Annotated in this window: 19 protein-coding genes; 11 read left to right on the top strand and 8 right to left on the bottom strand. The window is 67.6% G+C overall.

All coding sequences use genetic code 11. From position 1 onward, the window contains the following. A complete protein-coding gene (locus tag ABZW96_RS26795; protein WP_355078389.1) occupies window positions 1-534 on the top strand; it encodes a PaaI family thioesterase in 534 nt (177 codons plus the stop codon). A 41-nt stretch (window positions 535-575) separates the two neighbouring features. On the opposite strand, the gene ABZW96_RS26790 is transcribed toward ABZW96_RS26795, so the two are convergent. Together ABZW96_RS26790 and ABZW96_RS26785 are read right to left on the bottom strand one after the other, a co-directional pair. Beyond that, the gene (locus tag ABZW96_RS26790) at window positions 576-2,606 is read right to left on the bottom strand and encodes an NADPH-dependent 2,4-dienoyl-CoA reductase (RefSeq protein WP_355078388.1); all 2,031 of its coding nucleotides are present in this window, start codon (window positions 2,604-2,606) and stop codon (window positions 576-578) included. Between the two features lie 213 nt (window positions 2,607-2,819). After that, on the bottom strand, window positions 2,820-3,983 hold the full coding sequence (locus tag ABZW96_RS26785) for an ROK family protein (RefSeq protein WP_355078387.1): 1,164 nt from the start codon (window positions 3,981-3,983) through the stop codon (window positions 2,820-2,822). Between the two features lie 81 nt (window positions 3,984-4,064). Between ABZW96_RS26785 and ABZW96_RS26780 the strand changes: the two genes are divergently transcribed. The 4 genes from ABZW96_RS26780 to ABZW96_RS26765 are packed head-to-tail and all read left to right on the top strand — an operon-like array spanning window position 4,065 to window position 8,239. Continuing rightward, window positions 4,065-5,375, top strand: coding sequence for an extracellular solute-binding protein (locus tag ABZW96_RS26780; protein WP_355078386.1), 1,311 nt, complete (start codon window positions 4,065-4,067; stop codon window positions 5,373-5,375). A 3-nt stretch (window positions 5,376-5,378) separates the two neighbouring features. Next, window positions 5,379-6,224 carry a sugar ABC transporter permease gene (locus tag ABZW96_RS26775; RefSeq protein ID WP_355078385.1) on the top strand — a complete coding sequence of 282 codons (846 nt, stop codon included), beginning with the start codon at window positions 5,379-5,381 and terminating at the stop codon, window positions 6,222-6,224. A 43-nt stretch (window positions 6,225-6,267) separates the two neighbouring features. Next, window positions 6,268-7,137: a carbohydrate ABC transporter permease gene (locus tag ABZW96_RS26770; RefSeq protein WP_355078384.1), complete on the top strand. Its 870-nt coding sequence runs from the start codon at window positions 6,268-6,270 to the stop codon at window positions 7,135-7,137. Between the two features lie 13 nt (window positions 7,138-7,150). After that, window positions 7,151-8,239, top strand: a complete 1,089-nt coding sequence (locus ABZW96_RS26765; RefSeq protein WP_355078383.1) for an ABC transporter ATP-binding protein — start codon at window positions 7,151-7,153, stop codon at window positions 8,237-8,239. Between the two features lie 85 nt (window positions 8,240-8,324). Here ABZW96_RS26765 and ABZW96_RS26760 read toward each other — a convergent pair whose 3' ends face one another. Beyond that, window positions 8,325-9,140, bottom strand: coding sequence for an NAD(P)H-binding protein (locus ABZW96_RS26760; RefSeq protein ID WP_355078382.1), 816 nt, complete (start codon window positions 9,138-9,140; stop codon window positions 8,325-8,327). A 116-nt stretch (window positions 9,141-9,256) separates the two neighbouring features. On the opposite strand from ABZW96_RS26760, the gene ABZW96_RS26755 reads away from it, so the two are divergent. From ABZW96_RS26755 to ABZW96_RS26735, 5 genes are all read left to right on the top strand, one after another. After that, window positions 9,257-9,547, top strand: a complete 291-nt coding sequence (locus ABZW96_RS26755; protein WP_355078381.1) for a hypothetical protein — start codon at window positions 9,257-9,259, stop codon at window positions 9,545-9,547. A gap of 213 nt (window positions 9,548-9,760) precedes the next feature. Further along, entirely contained in the window at window positions 9,761-10,969 is a 1,209-nt protein-coding gene (locus ABZW96_RS26750; RefSeq protein WP_355078380.1) for a hypothetical protein, read from the top strand. Between the two features lie 91 nt (window positions 10,970-11,060). Continuing rightward, on the top strand, window positions 11,061-11,270 hold the full coding sequence (locus ABZW96_RS26745; protein WP_355078379.1) for a LuxR C-terminal-related transcriptional regulator: 210 nt from the start codon (window positions 11,061-11,063) through the stop codon (window positions 11,268-11,270). 378 nt (window positions 11,271-11,648) lie between these two features. After that, window positions 11,649-12,620: an alpha/beta hydrolase family protein gene (locus ABZW96_RS26740; protein ID WP_355078378.1), complete on the top strand. Its 972-nt coding sequence runs from the start codon at window positions 11,649-11,651 to the stop codon at window positions 12,618-12,620. A gap of 65 nt (window positions 12,621-12,685) precedes the next feature. Next, window positions 12,686-13,486, top strand: coding sequence for an aminoglycoside adenylyltransferase domain-containing protein (locus ABZW96_RS26735; RefSeq protein ID WP_355078377.1), 801 nt, complete (start codon window positions 12,686-12,688; stop codon window positions 13,484-13,486). Between the two features lie 70 nt (window positions 13,487-13,556). On the opposite strand, the gene ABZW96_RS26730 is transcribed toward ABZW96_RS26735, so the two are convergent. After that, on the bottom strand, window positions 13,557-15,293 hold the full coding sequence (locus tag ABZW96_RS26730) for a DUF3556 domain-containing protein (protein ID WP_355078376.1): 1,737 nt from the start codon (window positions 15,291-15,293) through the stop codon (window positions 13,557-13,559). Window positions 15,294-15,427: 134 nt separating this feature from the next. Between ABZW96_RS26730 and ABZW96_RS26725 the strand changes: the two genes are divergently transcribed. Continuing rightward, window positions 15,428-16,126 (top strand): CoA pyrophosphatase, encoded by a 699-nt coding sequence (locus ABZW96_RS26725; protein WP_355078375.1) that lies wholly within the window; start codon window positions 15,428-15,430, stop codon window positions 16,124-16,126. On the opposite strand, the gene ABZW96_RS26720 is transcribed toward ABZW96_RS26725, so the two are convergent. Genes ABZW96_RS26720 through ABZW96_RS26705 form a run of 4 tightly spaced genes read right to left on the bottom strand, consistent with a single transcriptional unit; the run spans window position 16,098 to window position 19,732 of the window. Further along, window positions 16,098-16,781 carry a methyltransferase domain-containing protein gene (locus ABZW96_RS26720; protein WP_355078374.1) on the bottom strand — a complete coding sequence of 228 codons (684 nt, stop codon included), beginning with the start codon at window positions 16,779-16,781 and terminating at the stop codon, window positions 16,098-16,100. The two genes, ABZW96_RS26725 and ABZW96_RS26720, sit on opposite strands and share 29 nt — an antisense overlap. After that, complete coding sequence (locus tag ABZW96_RS26715) at window positions 16,778-18,160, bottom strand: radical SAM protein (protein WP_355078373.1); 1,383 nt, start codon at window positions 18,158-18,160, stop codon at window positions 16,778-16,780. The genes ABZW96_RS26720 and ABZW96_RS26715 overlap by 4 nt, the downstream gene beginning before the upstream one ends. Further along, complete coding sequence (locus tag ABZW96_RS26710) at window positions 18,150-19,487, bottom strand: radical SAM protein (protein WP_355078372.1); 1,338 nt, start codon at window positions 19,485-19,487, stop codon at window positions 18,150-18,152. Before ABZW96_RS26710 ends, ABZW96_RS26715 begins: the two co-directional genes overlap by 11 nt. Continuing rightward, a complete protein-coding gene (locus tag ABZW96_RS26705; RefSeq protein WP_355078371.1) occupies window positions 19,487-19,732 on the bottom strand; it encodes a hypothetical protein in 246 nt (81 codons plus the stop codon). The genes ABZW96_RS26710 and ABZW96_RS26705 overlap by 1 nt, the downstream gene beginning before the upstream one ends. Between the last annotated feature and the right edge of the window lie 38 nt (window positions 19,733-19,770).

Here is a 19,770-nt window from a genome sequence, read left to right as displayed (position 1 = left end):
ATGACATCCGACGACGTGTCGGCGATCGAAGTGACCGATGGCGTGCGCTCGCTGCACCTGGAGTGGGACGACCCCGGCATCGCCGTGCTGGGCATGATCCAGCTCACCAGGGACGAACTCGTCGAGCGCATCCGTACCGGCGAACTGCCGCTGCCGCCACTGGCCAAACTACTCAACATCGAGGTCGTCGACGCCGCGCCGGGGCGGATGACGCTGCGCCTCACCCCGGACGAGCGGCATGTGAACTTCCTCGGTGTGGTCGGTGGCGGCGTGGTCGGCACGGTGCTCGACGTCGCGATGTGGGGTGCGGTGCAACTGTCGGTGCAGGACAAGTCCATGCTCACGACGGTGAGCATGACGTCCAATCTGGTGCGCGGGGTCTCGCATAACCAGGGGGCGTTGGAGGCGGTCGCGGAGGCGGTGCACGTCGGCCGGACGACGGCCACCGCCGAGAGCCGTCTCGTCGATGCCGCGGGGAAGGTCTACGCGACCGCGACCGCCACGTTCGTCCGGATGGGCGGCGGCAACGGGTGAATTCCGACGGCCCGGGGACCAGGTCCCCGGGCCGTGCGGATTCAGAGTTCGGCCGCGAGCTGAGTGCCCTGCTGGATGGCGCGCTTGGCGTCGAGCTCCTTCGCTTCGTCGGCGCCGCCGATAAGATGCACCCGCACGCCACGCGATTCGAGCTGGCCGTGCAGGTCGCGGACCGATTCCTGGCCCGCGCACACCACCACGTTGTCCACTTCGATCACGCGCGGCGCCTGCCGCTGCGGACCGAAGCTGACGTGCAGTCCGCGATCGTCGATCCGTTCGTAGTTGACCCCGCCGATCTGCTGGACTCCGCGCGCGTCCAGCGCGGCGCGGTGGATCCAGCCGGTCGTCTTACCCAAGGTCAGTCCGAACGGCCCCGACTTGCGTTGCAGCAAGGTCACTTCCCGGATCGCCCTGGCAGGCCGAGGGGTTCGCAACTGGCCGCGAGCGTGGATGTCGTCGGTGACACCCCACTCGTCGCGCCATTCGTCGAGCGCGAGGGGGCCTTGGTGGACCGCGGTCAAGAATTCGCCGACGTCGAACCCGATTCCGCCCGCACCGACGACGGCCACCCGGTTGCCCACGGGCTTCTCCTGCCGGATCAGTTCCGGATAGGACAGCACCGTGGGGTGATCGATGCCGGGGATCGCGGGAATTCGAGGGCGCACGCCCGTGGCCAGCACCACCTCGTCCCAGCCACCCGCGGCGAGTTGTTCGGCGGTGGCCCGGGCATTCAGATGCACGGTGACGCCGGTGAGTTCGAGTTTGCGCCGGTAATACCGGATCGTCTCGTCGAACTCCTCCTTGCCGGGGATGCGGCGGGCGAGGTCGAATTGTCCGCCGATCCGGTCCTCGGCTTCGAACAGTTCCACCTGGTGCCCGCGCTCGGCCAGGCCGATCGCGGCCGACAACCCGGCGGGACCGGCGCCGACGACGGCGACGCGCTTGGCGCGCCTGGTGGGCAGCAGTTGCAGCAGCGTCTCGTGGCACGCGCGGGGATTCACCAGGCAGGACACGGTCTGCCGGGTGAAGGTGTGGTCCAGGCAGGCCTGGTTGCATGCGATGCAGGTGTTGATCTCGTCCACCCGCGATCCGGCGGCCTTGTTCACCCATTCCGGATCGGCCAGCAGCGGGCGGGCCAGCGAGATGAGGTCCGCCTCGCCGCGCTCCAGGATCTGCTCGGCGACCTCGGGCATGTTGATCCGGTTCGACGCGCACACCGGAATCGAGACATGTTCCTTGAGCGCCGCGGTGTATCCGACGAACGCGGCACGTGGCACCGAGGTGACGATCGTCGGCACCCGCGACTCGTGCCAGCCGATATCGGTGTTGATGACGTCGACTCCGGCGGCTTCGAGTTCCTTCGCCAGGTCGATGATCTCGGCGTAGGTCTGCCCGTCCTCGACGAATTCGGCCAGCGACATCCGGAACATGATGAGCAGGTCGTCGCCGACGGCGGCCCTGGTCCGTGCGGCGACCTCGACCGGGAATCGCCGCCGGTTCGCCGCCGATCCGCCCCAGCGATCGGTCCGGGTGTTGGTGCGCGGCGCGAGGAACTGGTTGATCAGAAAGCCTTCGCCGCCCATGATCTCGACGCCGTCGTATCCGGCCAGCCGCGCCAACCGCGCGCAGCGCACGTGATCGGCGATCGTGGTCTCGATCTCCTGCTCGGTGAACGCCCGCGGTTCGAACGCGGTGAGCGGCGACGCCACCGCCGAGGGCGCCAGATTGGTGGGGATGTTCGAATCGCGCCCACCGTGCAGGATCTGCAGCGCGATCTTGCCTCCCGCTTCGTGAACGGCGTCGGTGATCACGCGGTGCCGCTCGGCGTCGGTCTCGTCCAGCATCGCGCACGCGAACGGCCACAGCCATCCGTCGCGGCTGGGGGAGTAGCCGCCGGTGACGATCAGCCCCACGCCGCCGCGGGCGCGTTCGGCGAAGAACGCGGCCAGCCGGTCGATGTGCCAGGCCCGATCTTCCAGCCCGGTGTGCATGGAGCCCATGACAACTCGGTTGCGGAGTTTCACCCTCCCCAGCTCGATCGGCGACAGCAAATGCGGAAAGGCGGAACTCATGGGATGAACCTAACGGTAGCTACCCACCTCCGCAATGGCTGGCGCGGCATGCCATCTGCGATGTACGGCCCGATATGGACAACCGGGTGTTCTGAGGGCGACAACCCGGCAACCTCCGACTCGACCGCCTTCGCCGCCACCGCGAACCAAGCGCCGGGCACGGCTTCGCTACCCGCCGTGCCGAGCGCATACGCCGGGAAGGCCCGCAGCGGATCACACCTCCTGTCGCGCGGCGACCATCGCGTCCACGGTCGCCGGGGACAACATCTCGTCCGCGACCAGACCCGCCAGCCCCACGAACGCGCCGTTCTCACCCAGCCGCGAGGGGCCGAGGTCGAGATCGCGCAACGCGCTCGGGTGCGCGTTCGACTCGACGCCGCGCCGCACCCCCTCGAGAAACGGCGGCAGCACCCCGATCGCCCCGCCGACGCGGACATGGGCCGGATTCACGATCGACACCATCGTCGCGAGCACGGTACCGACCAGGCGCCCGGCCCGCTCGGTCGAGCGAATCGCCTCGGGGCTGCCGTGGCCGACCAGCCGGACCACGTCGGCCGTCGTGCGTACGCCCAGTTCCCGGGCCAGCGCCTGCCCGCCCGCGCCCGCCGCCACACACCCACGGCGGCCGCAGCTGCAGAGCTGCCGACTGCCCTCGATCCGCAGGTGCCCGATCTCGCCCGCCGAGCCGCTCACGCCACGGTGCACGCGCCCGGAGATCACCACGCCCGCACCGATTCCGGTCCCCACCTTCACACCGACGAGGGTCGCGGCCGGACGGTCCAGCGCGCGGAAGTCGCCGAATGCCAGCGCATTCGCGTCGTTCTCCAGCAGCACCGGGACACCGAGCGCGTCGGCGAACGGTTCGCGCAGCGCAGCGCCGTTCCAGTCCGGCATGGTCGGCGGCGCGACGGTCACTCCGCTGTCGTGGTCGATCTGGCCCGGCACCGACAGGCCGATCGCGCACAAGGTTTCGGATCGCCCGGTCCGCCGCAACAGCTTCCTTCCCGTGTCGAGCAGCATCGGCACGACCTCGGTCGGACTGTGCCGCAGGGGCAACCGCCGGTGTTCTCTCGCGAACACCGTCCCGCGCAGGTCGACCACGGCCAGCGTGGCATGGCTCTGTCCGAGATCGGCGACGAGCGCGGTGCTTCCGGTGTCGTCGACCTCGAGCATTTCGGCGCGTCGTCCTCCGCTCGATTCCTTGTGCCCCGCGTGGCGGACGAGCCCGAGACCACGCAGCGCCTCCAGCCGCTCGGTCAGCGTCACCCGCGACAACCCCGCGAGTTCCTGCAGCTCGAGCCGGGTCAGCGGCCCCGTGGCGCGCAGCAGGGCGAGCACATGTCCTGGCGAAGTGGGGCTGGAGGGTGTCGCGGGCATATTGACAATATCTCTCAGCGCACTTATGTTAACCAACCTGACAAAAGTCTGAAACCCGTTGTGCCCTAACAGGAGCCATGCATGCTGGTATCCGGTTCGACGCGCAGATCCTTCCTGCGCGCGGTGGGCTCGGGCGCGGCGGCCCTGTCCGCCGCGGCCTGTACCGGATTCGCGACCAGCGGCAACGGCGGCATGATCTTCCTGTCCACCCAGTTCCGTCCCGCCGACGAGGCCGAGCGTTTCCGTACCCTGCTGGCCGCCGCCGCGCCCGGCGTCGGCTATGTGACCATCGAGGAGAGCCCGTTCGCGAGCCAGGTGCGCAGCCAGGTCGACGCCGGCGCGACCAAGATCGGTCTGCTCGGCGGTCTGCACGGCGACCTCGCCCCGCTCGCCGACGGCTACCTGGAAGACCTCACCGGTCTGCTCGCCGACTTCGGCGCCCGCGGCTGGTCGGCGGAATACCTGAAACTCGCGAAGGTCGGCACCGACCGCACGTGGTACATCCCATGGGCCACGGCGAGTTACGTCCTCGCCGCGCACGCGGACGCGCTCGAACACCTGCCGCCCGGAGTCGATGCCGCGTCGCTGACCTACGACCAGTTCCTCGACTGGGCCGTCGCCGCGCGCCGCGCCAATGGCAATCGCCCCGTGCTCGGCCTGCCCGCGGGCCCCAAGGGCCTGCTGCACCGGTTCATCCAGGGCTTCCTGCTGCCCTCGTTCACCGGCGGCCAGATCACCACGTTCCGCTCGAACGAGGCCGTGACGGCCTGGCAGTACCTGCGTGAGCTGTGGGCCAACTGCGTCCAGTCGAGCACGAATTTCGACTTCATGCAGGAGCCGCTCGACAGCGGCGAGGCGCGGATGGCGTGGGACCACGTCGTGCGCTTGGTCCACGCGCCCGAGCGCGACCCGCGCGACTGGCGGATGCTTCCGGCGCCGCGGGGCGCACACGGCCTCGGCTATATGGCCGTGATCGCCGGGCTCGCGATCCCCAAGGGCAGTACGGACCCCGAACTCGCGCAGCGGACGATCAGCACGCTCACCCGCCCGGAAACCCAACTGCGGCTGCTTCGTTCCAACGGCTTCTTCCCGGCGGTCGACACGGCGATCCCCGCCGATCTGCCACCGGCTGTCCAGCTCGAGGCCGACGCGGTGCGCAAGCAGCAGGAGGCGCCCGGCGCCATTCTCTCGTTGCCGCCGGTGGGTCTGGGTCAGCGTGAAGGAGAGGTGAGCAAGGTCTTCAAAGACAGCTTCCGTTCGATCGTGTTGGACGGGGCGGATATCCGCTCCACGCTGGATCAGCAGGCCCGGGTGCTGCAAGGCATCCTCGACGAGCTGAAAGTGCCGTGCTGGGCGCCCGACCCGGCCGCACAGCTCTGCCAGGTGGGATGAGCCATGATGTCGCGTCTACGCTCCCCGTGGATCCTGCTGCTGCCGTCGATCGTCCTGATGTCGGCCCTGTTCGGCTGGCCGCTCGTGCAGGCCGTGCTCGAGGCGTTCCGTGGCGGCGACGGATTCACCCTCGCCAACTGGGACCGGCTGTTCGACGATCCCTACGTCCTCCCCGCGCTGCGCAACACCCTCCTGCTGATCGCGATCGTCGTGCCGGTCCAACTGGTGCTCGCCGTCGCCATGGCGCTGCTCATGCAGGCCCGGCCGCGGTTCGCCGGCGGCCACTTCTACCTGTGGTGCCTGCCGCTGGCGATCTCCGAACTGGCCGCGGGCCTGGTATGGCTGTCCATCTTCGACAACCGCGGCTACCTGAACTCGCTGCTGGTCGGCATCGGGCTCTCCGACGACGGCGTGCAGTGGCTCGGCTACCGGAACGCGGGCACCATGCTGCTCGCAGTGGTGGTCGCCGAGATCTGGCGCGCGACGTCACTGGTGTTCGTCATCGTGGTGGCGGGCGTGCAGATGATCCCGCGCGACTACGACGAGGCCGCGCAGGTGTTCGGAGCGAACCTGTGGCAGCGGCTGCGGCATGTGACGCTGCCGCTGCTGGGTCCGAGCTTGCAAGTGGCGCTGATCTTGCGGACCATCCTCGCGCTGCAGGCTTTCGCCGTGGCGCAGGCATTGACCGGCCGGGACTTTCCGCTGCTGGTCGGCGAGACCTACGAGTGGTACGCGAATCTGCAGAATCCCGCGGTCGCCAGCGCTGTCTCGCTGATCGTGCTGGCGATCTCGCTCGCTACCGCGGTGTTCTACCTGCGTGCGGTCCGGCAACCGGAGCAGGCCCGATGAGTCGTGATCATGCGGCAGAGGGCCGAAGGAGGCGAGGAGCGCGATGAACTCGGCCGAGGCGCCGTCGCGGCGCGTGCTGCCACCGATCGACCGCGCACCCCTGCGCAGGCGCCGCCTGCGCGCGGTGGGGGTTCAGGCGGCCTGCACTGCTGTAAGCCTGTTCATGGCGCTGCCGATCGTGCTCATCGGACTCGCCGCGTTGTCCTCCCGCGAGGCGCTCAACGAGTTCCCGAAGTCGCTCGTCCCGAAGGAGTTCTCCACCGAGACCCTGGTCTCGTTCTTCCGCGCGACCGGGACCCTTGCCGCACTGGGCAACTCGGTGCTGGTCGGCCTCTACACGGTGTTCTGGTCGCTGGTGATCGGGGCGCCCGCGGGATACGCGCTGGCCCGTCATGCTTTTCGCGGCAAAGACACCTACCAGGTCTTCATTCTCTTCGTGCGCGCGCTGCCGATCGTGGTGCTCTCGGTGCCGCTGGCCACGGTGTTCCTGCGGATCGGTGTGTACGACACGGTGTTCGCCGTGACATTGGTGCACACCACGCTCGCATTGCCGACCACCGTGCTCATCACGGCGAGCATCTTCGTCGCGGTGCCGCCGGATCTGGAGGAGGCGGCCCGGGTCTTCGGGTGCAGTCGATGGCAGGCCGCGCGCCGGGTCGTGGTGCCGCTCGCGCTGCCGGGTCTGGCGGCGTCATCGATCTTCACATTCGTCCTGTCGTGGAACGAGATCCTCGGCGCGACGATCGTGACGCTCGGGCACCGCACGCTGCCCGCGCAGGTGCTCACGGCGCTGGGTGAGGCGTCGACCGCGTACCGCTTCGCCGGTGGCTTCGCGCTGATCATCCCGGCGCTGGTGTTCATCTTCGTGATGCGGCGCTACCTGGTGAACATGTGGGGGACGACGCTCAGATGACAGGGGTTCGCTGATGGCCGAGGTGATTGTCCGGGATCTGGTGAAGACCTATCCCGGCGGCACGGCGCGTGCTACCGACGAGGTCTCGCTGGAGATCGCCGACGGCGAGTTCATGGTGCTGTTGGGGCCTTCCGGCTGCGGCAAGACGACCTTGCTGCGCATGATCGCCGGGTTGGAGCTGCCGGACTCGGGGCAGATCGTGATCGGCGGCAAGGACGTCACCTACCTCGAACCGCGGCGGCGCAACCTGTCGATGGTCTTCCAGTCCTACGCGGTCTTCCCCAACAAGAAGGTCGCCGACAATATCGGCTTCGGCCTGCGCGTGCACGGTGTGCCCGCCGAGGAGATCCGGCGCAAAGTCGCCTGGGCCGCCGAACTGCTGCAACTCACCCCGTACCTGGACCGCTACCCGGCGCGGCTGTCCGGCGGGCAGCGCCAGCGTGTCGCGGTGGCGCGGGCCATCGTGATGGACGCCGACGTGCTGCTCATGGACGAGCCGCTGTCCAACCTGGACGCGCTGCTGCGGCTGTCGTTCCGGGCCGAGTTGAAACGACTCGTCGCGGAACTCGGCACCACCACCGTCTACGTCACCCATGACCAGGTCGAGGCGCTGTCGCTGGGCAACCGTGTCGCCGTGATGCGGGACGGATCGATCGTCCAGTGCGGCCCACCGACCGAGGTCTACGACGACCCGGCGACGGAATTCGTCGGCGGTTTCCTCGGCAGCCCGCCGATGAACTTCCTCACCGGCGTGGTCTCCGCGGCGGAGGACGGGCCGCGGATCGACCTGGGCGGGCAATCGCTCGCCGTGCCCGCTGCGCTGTCGTCGTTCGAGGGCGGCGCCCTTCGGCTCGGTATCCGCCCCGAGGCCATCGTGGTGCGCGAAGGCCCCGCGGACGCGACGGTGCGCGGTGAACTCGAAGTGCTGGAGCCACTCGGCTCCTCGACGCTGCTCACCACCCGCGTCGGCGGTCAGACCGTGAAAGTCCAAGCGCCGCCGAGCTTTCGTGCCGCCGAGGGCGACCCCTCCGATCTCTACCTGCCACCCGAAGCGTGCCGTTGGTACGACCCGGAAACCGGAATGCTGCTGAACCTCGACTGATCCGCCACGGGGCGACTGCGGCACGGAGCCGCCGCGCCCGGTCGCGCCTAGTACCTTCGATCGGCGGTAATCCCGCGCGGATGAATCACCGGAAGGCGTCCGCGTGGGCCGTGGCCCACTGATCGAACGTCCGTGGCGCGCGGCCGATGACCTCTTCTACCGTCGGTCGGACAATGGATTCGTCGATGGCTCCGTTCACGTAGAAGTCGAAGAAGGCGTCCACGTACTCGACGGGGGTGGTGCGGAGCATGTCGGCGCGGGCCTCCTCGTCGCCGAGGCCCTGACAGATGAGATCGCGGCCGATGGCCTCGGCCAGGATCGCGACCTGCTCGGCGGGCGTGAGCGGCTCCGGCCCCGTAGGCCAGAGGATTTCGCCGTGATGACTGTTGCCCCGCAGGACGGTGGCGGCTACCGCGCCGATGTCCTGCGGATCCAGAGCGGCCGTGCGCACCTCGGGGAACGGAGCGCGAATCACGTCTCCTTCGCGCAGCTGGGGGAGCCAGCGCAGGGCGTTGGAGGCGAAGGCGCAGGGGCGCAGAATGGTCCATGCCGCAGCGTATTCGGTGACTTCCCGCTCGGAGGCCATCATATAGCGGGTGATGGCATTGGAGGTGTCGCCGGTGCCCGCGGAAACACCCGACAGTTGCACGATGTGTTCGACGCCGGCCTTCGCGGCCGCCTGCGCGACCGCTGGATAACCGGGCAGCAGGAACAACGCACGTACCCCGTCGAAACTCAGGGTCTCCGGAGACGTGAGGTCGCCCGCCACGGCTTCCGCTTCCGGGGGTACGACTGCACGCTGCGGATCGCGCACCAGCGCGCGCACCGGCTCGCCCGCCGCGGCCAGGGCTTGCACAACTTCAGCGCCGACATTGCCGGTCGCTCCTGTCACGAGAATCATTGCGCTGATCCTTCCAGTTCCCAACGTTTTTCGCGGGACCGCTGCAGGTACCTGCAACGCACTGTGCAACCTTTGCCCTCCATCCGGCGGAGGATCACGCTGTGAGATGTACGCCTATGCCGTCGAGGAGTCTGCCGAGCCCGAATTCGAACAAGCCCTCGGCGACAGCCGCCGCCTCACCGATGGCGGAAGTCTTCGACGGCATCTGGAACCGCGCACGCGACCTGGACGAACTTCCGGTCTCACCCGTCGAGCAGCGGGTCTTGCGCGCGCTTACCCGCTACGACACCGACGACTCGGCGGCACGTGCGCTGAATGTCTCGGTGCGCAAGTTCCGCGGTCATGTCGCCGACCTGATGGACCGGCTGGGCGCACGCACCCCATTCCAGGCCGCCCTGCTCGCGTAAGAGCAGAAGCTGCACACTGCGCTGCAAGAACCTGCGGATCCATGGGATCCGGCGGCGAAGCCGACTGATGCAGCGGAGCACGAGCAACGTTCGCGTGCGGTAGGTCGCAGTTCGCGGCCGACTACGCTGTGGAACGAACGACGAGGCAAAGCGGCGGAACTGATGGTCTGCTATAGGTTTCGGACGAAGACGAAGGCGCCGTGAGGAGGACCGATGGATGCCGAACGCACCGGCAGCAAGGTCGTTGACCCCGGCCGCTTCGATCCGGACACACCGAAGCGAGGGACCTCCCAGCACCCCGATCGGCGGGTGCCGGCGCGTGTCCACCGCTCCATCTTGCGCGAACGCGTAGTGCCGCTGCTGGCAACAATAGTGGGATTGGCAGCCGTGCTGGCTGTGGCGATAGCAGGTACCGCAGCCCTGCTGATCGGATATGGCTATTTCGAACAAGGACGCGACCAGGCCGAGCGTGACAGCTGGTCACGCAAGATCGAGACTGCCATCCGGGCCCTTCCGGGGGTGACCGACGTGTCACACCGGTTCGAGCACTACAAGGGCAGACACTTCAACGCCGAACTCGACGTGCGGCTCAGGGACGACGCCACACCGGCCGAGGCCGCGTCTGTGGTGAGTGCCATGGGCGCTCAACAGCTTCCGCGGCGTTTCCAAGGCGACCCGACAGAGGTCACCATCGGCCGGATGGCGGACACCTATTCCGCATACTGGCTTTTCGGCCGTGACGTGAGCACTGAAGCGAACGCCGCAGACAGCTGGGCGCGACTATGGGCCGCAGGCACCGAAGTGCACTGGTCCTCGCGCGGCGGCGACGCGAGCCGCATAACCAACGCCATCGACGTCCGAGCGGGCTCCGAGAGCGAACCTCAGCGCGCGACCGCGGCGATGCGCCGAATCATCCGGGACTTTCCCGAACTGGCATCCAACCAGTGGACCGTATCCACCGTTCATGAGCGGGAGCGCGGGTTCACCAATCACTCGGAACGGCGCCCCGGGTCGTATCCCTGGCCCCATGATCGCCTCACCCCCCACCAAGAGCCCACCCCTCGCTTCCCGTCCGATGACGAACTCGACCTGTGGCAGTGGTTCCTGACCGATCAACCCATCCCGTTCTTCGTTCTGGTGTCGGTCTACGACCCGCCCTCCGAAGGCCGCGCACTGGGCGTCACCGTAGTCCCCCCGGTGGGTACGGAATTCAGCGCCGCGCAGACCACACAACTCGCCGATCTGCATCTTCCCTACCTGGCAGGCTCCGGCGCGGCGGTCGACTACACGATCTACACACCCAACGGCCCCGTCCACTCCTACGGCCCCTTTTTCGAGGTCGTGGTCGGCGGCTGCCAGACACCCGGGTACAACGTCTTACCGGAGTCGCAGCCCTACGTGCGTCAGTACGAACGCTGCTAGGCGTCGCCGGATGGCGGCGAGGTGAGTTGGATTCCGCCCAACAGCTATTGCGGCAAGCACTGCGCGGGCCGCTGATACCGCGCTCACATCGGTGCAGTCGGCGAAGCTGACCAAACGTGAACGGCAGGTCGCCGGTTTGGTTGCGCAGGGACTCGGCAACAAGCAGATCGCAGCCGAATCGGTGATTTCGCCACGCACCGCGCAAGGACACGTCGAACACGTGTTGACCAAACCGGGGTTCAATTCCCGCGCTCAGATTGCGGTGTGGGTCATAGACGAATCCCGGCAAGAAAAGTCATGAGCAAGCCTCGGTTTCGCCGCCACTCGATACCGGGGATGTCAGCGGTGCCCGTAGGGCAGAGGAACTCACGAATTCGCGACGAATGTATCGCGTCCCTAAGGAGATCTTGATCTCTTCGTGAGGTGTCCAGACCCATCGGACGGGGGAAGTGCACCGCCTTGTCGAGTTCTAGCGTTGACAAAGTTTCCGCGCCCGTCGAGCAGCTGCGACGGCGCCGGTCGACGAACGCCACGGTCCGGTCTCGGAGAAAGACGAACGATGAAACGAAGTTCCGACGTCGACACCGGTCTCCCGGCCACACCTGCCGCCGATTCGGGCAGCGTGCGGAGGAGAATCGAAACAGTCCGTCGCTGTTCGAGGCACGCGCTCATCGTGCTCATGGCGGTGTTCGCCGTGACCGCGGGAGTGGTCGCGGCATCGCCGCCCGCGAGCGCCGATGCCGCATCGATCACCGGTTCCTGGCCGGAGGACGATCGGACCGTGCAGGTGCGGGTGCATTCCGCGGCGATGGGGCAGGACATCATGGTGAAGGTGCTGCGCCCGGCGGACCGTTCGGTGCCGCGGCCGACGCTGTATCTGTTGAACGGGGGCGGCGGGGGTCAGGACAGCGCGACCTGGCAGAAGAACACCGACGTGCTGCGCTTTCTCGCCGAGAAAGACGTGAACGTCGTCCAGCCGGTGGGCGGGCGTTGGAGCTATTACACCGATTGGCGCGCGCCCGATCCGAAACTCGGTGTGTACAAGTGGAAGACCTTCCTCACCGAAGAGTTGCCACCGCTGATCGATGCCGAGTTCGGCACTACCGGGGTGAACGCCGTCGCGGGCTTGTCCACCTCCGGTACCTCGGTGCTCCAGCTGCCGATCGCGAAACCCGGTCTGTATCAGGCGGTTGCGGCTTACAGCGGTTGCGCGCAGATCAGCGACCCGATCGGCCGCGAGTTCGTGAAACTCGCCGTGGAGAGCTGGGGCGGCGGCGACACCGAGAACATGTACGGGCCGCCCGACGACCCGATGTGGGCGGCCAACGACCCGTACCTACACGCCGACCAACTGCGCGGCATACGGCTGTTCCTGTCCACGGGAACCGGAGTGCCTGGCATGTACGACGTCTACAACGGCGCCTACGCTCAGCCAGGGCCGCGCGGTTACCTCAACCAACTGGTGCTGGGCGGTGTGATCGAGGCCGCGGTGAACTGGTGCACGCACAACATGCGCGACCGCCTCGACTCCCTCGGCATCCCCGCCACCTACGACTTCCAGCCCACCGGGACCCATTCGTGGGGGTACTGGCAGGAAGCGCTGAAGAATTCGTGGCCCGTGTTGGCCGACGGACTGGGGCTGCCGCGCTGAGCCTAAGGCCGCGCGGGCTCCGGGCGATCCGAGCCCCGAGGCGACCTTGGCGGATACTGGCCCGCATGACCGACATCCTGGCGGATCCCCACCTCCTCCCGGCTGAGTTGCGGCCTTACCTCGATGCGCTGGTGCGACGAGCCCGCACCGTCTGCGGGCGTCATCTGACGAGTGTTTTCGCCGTGGGATCGGTCGCGCTCGCGGACTATCGGCACGGGCGCAGCGACGTGGACGTGGTCATCGTCGTCGCGCCGTCGCTTCCCGCGCAGGCATTGCGCGAACTGGCCGAATCGCTCGCGCACTCGTCGCTGCCGTGCCCCGCGGCCGGTCTGGAACTCGTGGTCTACAACTCGGATTTCATCGCCGCACCGTCCAGCGCGGCCGGTTATCTCATGGACCTCAACACCGGTCCCCTGTTGCCGAACCGCGTCAGCTTCGATCCGGCGGACTCATCGGCCTTCTGGTACGTCATCGATCGCTCCATCGCCCACGAAACCGGACGCCTCCTGTTCGGGACTCCCGTGCGGCAGGTCGTCGCGGCACCGTCACGGCGCGACGTTCATGCCGCGCTGCTGGCTTCGGTACGCGAACACGCTGGGGGAGAGGGTCATCTGGGTGACAACCGAGTGCTGAACGGCTGTCGAGCAGTAGCGTTCTGTCGCACCGGTCGCTGGCTGGCCAAACGCGAAGCGGCACAGATGATCGCGAAGTCCGAAGAACACTTCGCCCCCCTCATCGACACAGCGCTGCGCAGCTTCGAGCACCCCCGCACGGCCGCACTCGCACTGCCCACCACCGACGTGCGAGCCTTTCTGGCGTGGGTGGGGGACCGCGTCGAAGAAGCCGCGACTCGAACGCCATGCTGATACGTAGATATGCGCATCTGAGCATTAGATCGCTGAACGCGACTCCGACTCTCGTGGAAAGGCGGACGCGCTAACTCTCTGCGCTCGCGGTGTAGTGCACCCGCACCGGGACGTCGTCGGCCCAGGGCTGGCGGGTCACCATGTCGGCGACGCGCACTTCGCCGCGTTCGAACTCGCCCGTGGCCGCGTCGACGAGGCGGTATTGCTGGATCTGCCGGTGGATCGGCTGGGCGTCGAGGAGGACGACGCGTACTTCGCCGGGTTCGAAGTGGCAGCGGCGGTGCATCGCGGCGATGAGTTGTTCGTTGTGCATGTGGCCGTCGCCGAAGTTCCAGCCGACGGCGGTGCTGCAGATGCGTTCGCCGTCGGTGATGGTGTACTCGTCTTCGTGGCCGGGTGGCATCGCGCGGTGGACGAGCGTGAACAACGCGCGGCCGTGGGTGTTCATGGCCCGGAAGGCGTACCCGAGGTACATCGGGATCTGCGCGCGATCCTTGCCGTAGAACCGCTCCAGCTGGGCCTGCGGCATGCCGGCTATCGCGACGATGCCGGTGCCGATCTTCGCGGCGGCCGAGGGTTTGACGCACCACATGGTGGTGTCCCAGTTCCCAGCGTAGTAACGCATGCCCGGTAAGAAGGAGATCTTGCGCGGGAACAGATTCCCGGCGATCACGATGCCTGCGATCACGACGAAGAGCATCGCCACGGGCACGGGGTTGCGCACACTGCTCGGACCGAGATCGGCGTGCGCGACGAACAACGTGACGACGCCGAAGATCATGAAGACGTTCCACTCCAGCGGGACGCCCATGGGAATGGCGGTGAGGATCGCCAGGTGGAAACACACCATCGCGATGGCCGCGATCGCCGTCGGCCAACCGCCGTGGGAGAAGAACAGCACCAGCGGAACGCACATCTCGACGACCGTGCCGCCGTGGGCGAAGACGCGGGACAACCGTCCCGGCCGCAGATCGTCGGGGAAGCGTTCGAAGAACGCGCGCTTGAGCGGCTTCGGCCGGAACACCGGACTGTTGGACATCATCGTGGACACCACGAAAGGGAAGTGCTTGTTGAGTTTCGAGGTGGCCGCGCCCATCCAGATCACGACGAAGACCACCTTCGCGGCGACGATCGAATCGGCTCCGGGGAGAAGGAAGACGACTGTGAGGGTGGCGTACACCTCGCCCCGGGCGGCCAGGAAGATCACTTTGTCCCGCAGCCCGAGTACCGCCAGCAGCCCGAGGATCACCGCCACCTGCCAGTGCGGCAGCAAACCGACGGTGGTGTCCAGCTCCGGTATCGGTCCGGTTCCGTCGGACAGCAACGCGACCGCTGTCGTCGCCAGCAGCGCCGCGTACAGCGCGACGTCCACCGGCGTGCGGTTGTCGCCCTTGGTGAGCGGTATCCGCCCCGGCCACGGTGGCAGCCGAATCGTGTTGGGGCGCAACCAATACAGGATCGAGCCGAAGGGCGGGAAGTACCGGTTGTTCAGCGGGCCGAACCCGCACCCGAGGCCGACCACTTCGAACAGCAGCGTGTACAGCACGACCTTCTGGAAGACGATCGGCTCCGACCACCAGGCGCCGACGTCGGTGAACCCGTCGATACCGTTGGTGGTCAGCGCGATCGACCAGCCGCCGAGCACGTAGAGGCAGATCTTGCCGACGTAGAACAGGTGCAGCACCGCTGGAGTCCCGAAGCCGACCTCGGCCCAGTGCCGGGCCATGGGACGGATGCGCTCGGCGCGCGTGCCCTTGCTCCATTCCGCCATATCGACCACCGGCAGGTCGGGCTCGAGAAATCCCATCAAGCACGCTCCGATCGCGAACGCCCGGGGTACGGTCCGGACCCCGAGGTTCCCGATACGGTGACAGGTGAGGCAGTTGCTGTCAACGACTTCCTTTGTCGCGCTCGTCGATGGGGAAGGGCAAGATCGAAGCCATGGAGCCGACCCCGACAGCGCCGCTACCGAGGAGCATCGACGAATTCCGTGTGCTCGCGCATTCCCGCTTGGCCGCATTTCCGCGCATCGAGGTCGCCGACCTGCCCGGTGTGCGCCGCGCGGCGGTGGTGCTGTGCGTGGTCGAGGAGCCCGGCGGGCCGCTGTCGGTGATCGTCATCAAGCGGGCCTATCGTGGCCGCAACGCCGGACAATGGGGCCTGCCCGGCGGCCGGCTGGACGAAGGCGAGACCACCGAACAAGCCGCCTTGCGCGAACTGCGCGAGGAACTCGGCCTGGACGCGCGGCCGGGTGATCTGCTCGGCGCACTCGACGACTTCCCGGCGGCCTCCGGTTTCACGATCACGCCCCTCGTTCTGGCACTGAACGACGCGACCCGGTTACGCCCGAATCCGGATGAGGTCTACTCGGTGCATCTGGTGGATCTGGCCCGGGTGGCCGCCGAGGACACCCCGCGCTGGGTCCGGGCCGAGGACGCGGTACGGCAAGCGGAACTGCGCGACGACACCGCGCCTGCGGGCGAAGCGGGCCTGTTGCAGATGCGGCTCGGCCCGAACATGACCATTCACGCACCCACCGGCGCGCTGCTGTGGCAATTCCGCGAAGTGGTCCTGCTCGGCACGGACCCTGACGCGGCCAGAGTCGCCCACTTCACCCAGCCGGATTGGACCCATCGCTAGTTCTCGACGGCGTGACGGTCCAGCCGCGTCGAGGACTCACCGCCTCCGGGGCGATCTCCTCGACCAGGTCGAGGCCCGCCGTGCCGAGTAACGCGTGCATGTGAGCCTGCGACCACCCGCGGATCCGTAGCGGCGGTTCGTCGCGTTCGGTGAAGATCGCCGTCCCGTCGGCACAGACCTGGGCGGGCAGCCCACGCTGCGCGAGCCGATGCGCGTCCACCCAGGTGAAGACGCAGGTGCCCGAGTCGCCCAGCCGGGTGCGAATGCGGGTCAGCAGGGCCGCGTGGTCGCGTACATAGCCGAGGAGTTCGCCGACCGCGGAGATGAACGGGTAGTCGGCGTCGGCGTCGTCGAGGAACTCCGTCGCGGACTGCCGTCGATAGTCGACCAGAGGGCTGTCGCGGTATCTGGCCTTCGCCAGCGACAGCATGCGCGCGGAGATGTCGACGAGGACCACCTGTCGGCCTGCCCGCACGAACGCCGCGGCCTCACGCCCGGAGCCGGAACCGAGGAAGAGCGCGGGGGCGCCACCACGGCCCGCGAAACGGGACAACGCCGCGAGAACCGCGGCGTCGAACCGCGCGGGCGGCAGATCCCAGCGCGCGTGGTCGTGCGCATCCGCGACGGCGTCGAAGGATTCGGCCCTGCCGGTCATCGGCGCAGCCGTCGGATGTCGTCGAGGATCGCGGCGATCTGGCGCGCTCGGTAGGCGTCGAGGTCGCGAAGTTCGGGGGGTTCCGGACCCAGCCCGAGACGTTCCTCGAAGGCGAAACGGCAGCGCATCAGCCGCTCCAGCGCACCGTCGCTGCACTGCTCGTGATCGGCTTCCCGCGCGACGGCCGCTCGGTAGATCCGATCGACGTCCGGTTCGGTGAACCGGTAACCCAGCGGTGCGAACGACGTCGACGGCTCGGCGATCACCTGGGTGCGAAGTTCCCTGTGGGCGAGGGTGTTGCGGAACGGGATCAGCGTGGTGAGGCTGAAGGACCGGTACAGCCGGTGTTCGTCGAGCCAGCGCAGGCTTTCGTTCAGCTCGTCGAGTGTGCTGCGCGGCTCGAAGACGATCAGCGAAGCGACCAGACCCACGTCCCGTTGCCGCAGGCGGCGCACCATCCTGGACAACTCCTCCGGTGTCGTGCCCTTTCTCAATCGGCGCAGCACCGAAAAGGAGCCGGATTCGACACCGGCGTGCACCTGAATCAGCCCCACCGAATGCAAGGTGTCGAGTACCCGGTCGAGCGTGCGGTCGAGCCGGGCGTAGATGGAGAAGCGGACCTCGATGTTCCGGCTGCGCAGTTCGTCGGCGAACCGCTGTGCCCAGTCGACCGCGGCCGGTGCTCCCAGAAAGTTGTCGTCGACGAACTGTACGCGTCGAATGCCCTGGCCGACAGCGTGTTCCGTGATCTCGCCGACCACGTCGGCGGGTTCGCGCGGCTGCCACCGGCGGACGCGGGGCGCATCGGGAACGCCGTCGACGGCGCAGAAACTGCATCCGTGCATACAGCCGCGTGTCGCTTCGATGTCGAGTACCCCGCGAACGCGGGCGAAGCGAGGGAATCGGCGCTGCGGCGTGATCGTCTGCCAGGTATCGGGTGGCGCGGGCGGTGTTCGCCCGCAATGGGCCAGGCAGGTCGCGACCACCCGGCCGACGTCACCGGAATCCGCGACCGCGTCCACCTGCGCGGCCACGCCGGGCTGTACCGACACCGCGGCCGCGGCCCGGCCCACCACCAGCACGTACGCATCGGGGTGGACCGCCCGGGCGGCGCGAATGGCCGCGCCGACACCGTCCGAGATCCGGTAGAGGGTGTCGAACACGATGACCGGTCGCGGCGCGAGCGAGCGCAGGGCCGCGACCAGCCCCTCCGGATCGGCGGCGGAATCGTAGTAAGCGCAGACGATCCCGGCTCGCTCGAGTGCCGAACCGATCCCGCCGAGCCGGAGGTTCTCGTAGGGCAGGTTGTAGGCGAGCGAGGACCCGTCCTGAATATTGACCAGCAGCGCCCTCGCAGGCGCGGGGTGTTCAGGTGACACTGACGATCGAGAGCAAGCGATCCCGGATGAGCGTTCTATTGATCTCGCAGCGCACGTCCGGTCCGTTCTCCAGCTCGCCGGTCTGCGAGTTGTACCAGCGTGCCTGGCAGTCGCCCGCGCACTGCCACTTCGCGAAGCAATTCCTGCACTTCGGAATCTTGTTGACATCGTGCAAACGCAGCTTCGCTATGCGGTTGCCGTCCACGTCGAACGTCCGCGTTTCTCGGTTGTACCGTCCGTAGTAGGCGTGCGGAGCGCGTTTGTCGTCGTCGTACATTATTTCGTAGCAACTCGAAATATGGCCGTCGGAGGTCAGCGAGAAATTCGGATCGGTGACGCCGCAGAACGTTCTCCGGACATGGGGAAAGGTGGCCAGCGCGCCCGACACCACGATCGTCCTGCCGTATTCGTCGGCGATCTCCTGAGCCGCGTGATAGCCGCGTACGAATTCCTGCGCTTCGGGTTCGCCGAAGACCACCGAGCGGCCACGGCCGGTGCCGAGCACCGGCCCCAGATGGAAACGTGGCAGGTCGAATGTCGAACAGAGGTAGCGGGCGATCTCCGGCATCTTGCCGACGGCGGCTCGGCTGATCGTGGACTTGATCATCAGATCCGGAACGCGCCCGGTGAACAGCTCGATGACCTCGCGCACCCGGGAATACGACGTGCCGCCGCGCACGGTCGGACGCTGGAGATCATGGATCGCCGCCGGACCGTCGTGGGACACTTGCACACTGTCCATGTTGTCGGCGATCCACTGCGCCTTGGCGTCGCTGATCAGCCCGTTCGTGACCATGCTCGCGTTGACGCGCAGATCGCCCGCTTCGTTGCGCGCGTACTCCCGGCCCCAGTCGACCACCGTGCGGATCAGGTCGAAGTCGAGCGTCGGTTCGCCGCCGCCGTGGAAGTTGAGATAGGCGGTGCCCGCGCCGCTCGCCGCCGCGTTGTCGATCACGAATTTCGCCGCGTCCAACGCCATCCGGCGGTTGTACAGGTCGACCGGATAATCACCGGCGTCGGCGTAGCAATAGGTGCAGCGGAGATTGCAGGCGGCGGTGACCATGTAGACCACCCCGGTCGGCGCGAACGATTCGTCCCAGGTGCCCACGGGGGCGGGGCTCGGCGTGTCGGCGGGCACGATGAGCCCGAGCCCGTGCAGGTACCGCAAGGTCTCGCGGCTCGCGGAGCTCTGCCCAGAGCGGAGTTCGGCGGCCGTCTGCGGTGCCAGGCGGCTGATGACCCCCTCGAACGGCGCGTACAGCAGGTGGCCGTCATCGACATCGACGACGAACACCTCCTCGGCGATCTTGAACCGGCCGTCGGACATCAGAACACCTTGCATTCCCCGACGCACTGCGCGCACATGCGATTGTCCTGAACGGTGGGTGCGCCGATCCGCACCGTGTGCGCGGGTTCTTCGCCGGGTGCGCAGCAGAATTCCGCCGAGTCGAACAGGAGATTCAATGTGACGCGGTCGGATTTGATATCACCGAGCAGAGTTTCGGACATAGTCGCGCTCCCGTTCAGATTTCGATTCAGGAAATACCAGAAAAACAGTACCGAGCCGGACACGGTCGCGCCGTCGATCGCCTGGACGGCCTGCCGCGGAA

It is taken from the genome of Nocardia sp. NPDC004168 (assembly GCF_040610355.1).
Classification (GTDB): Bacteria; Actinomycetota; Actinomycetes; order Mycobacteriales; family Mycobacteriaceae; genus Nocardia; species Nocardia sichangensis.
This window is presented reverse-complemented; position numbering and strand designations above follow the sequence as displayed.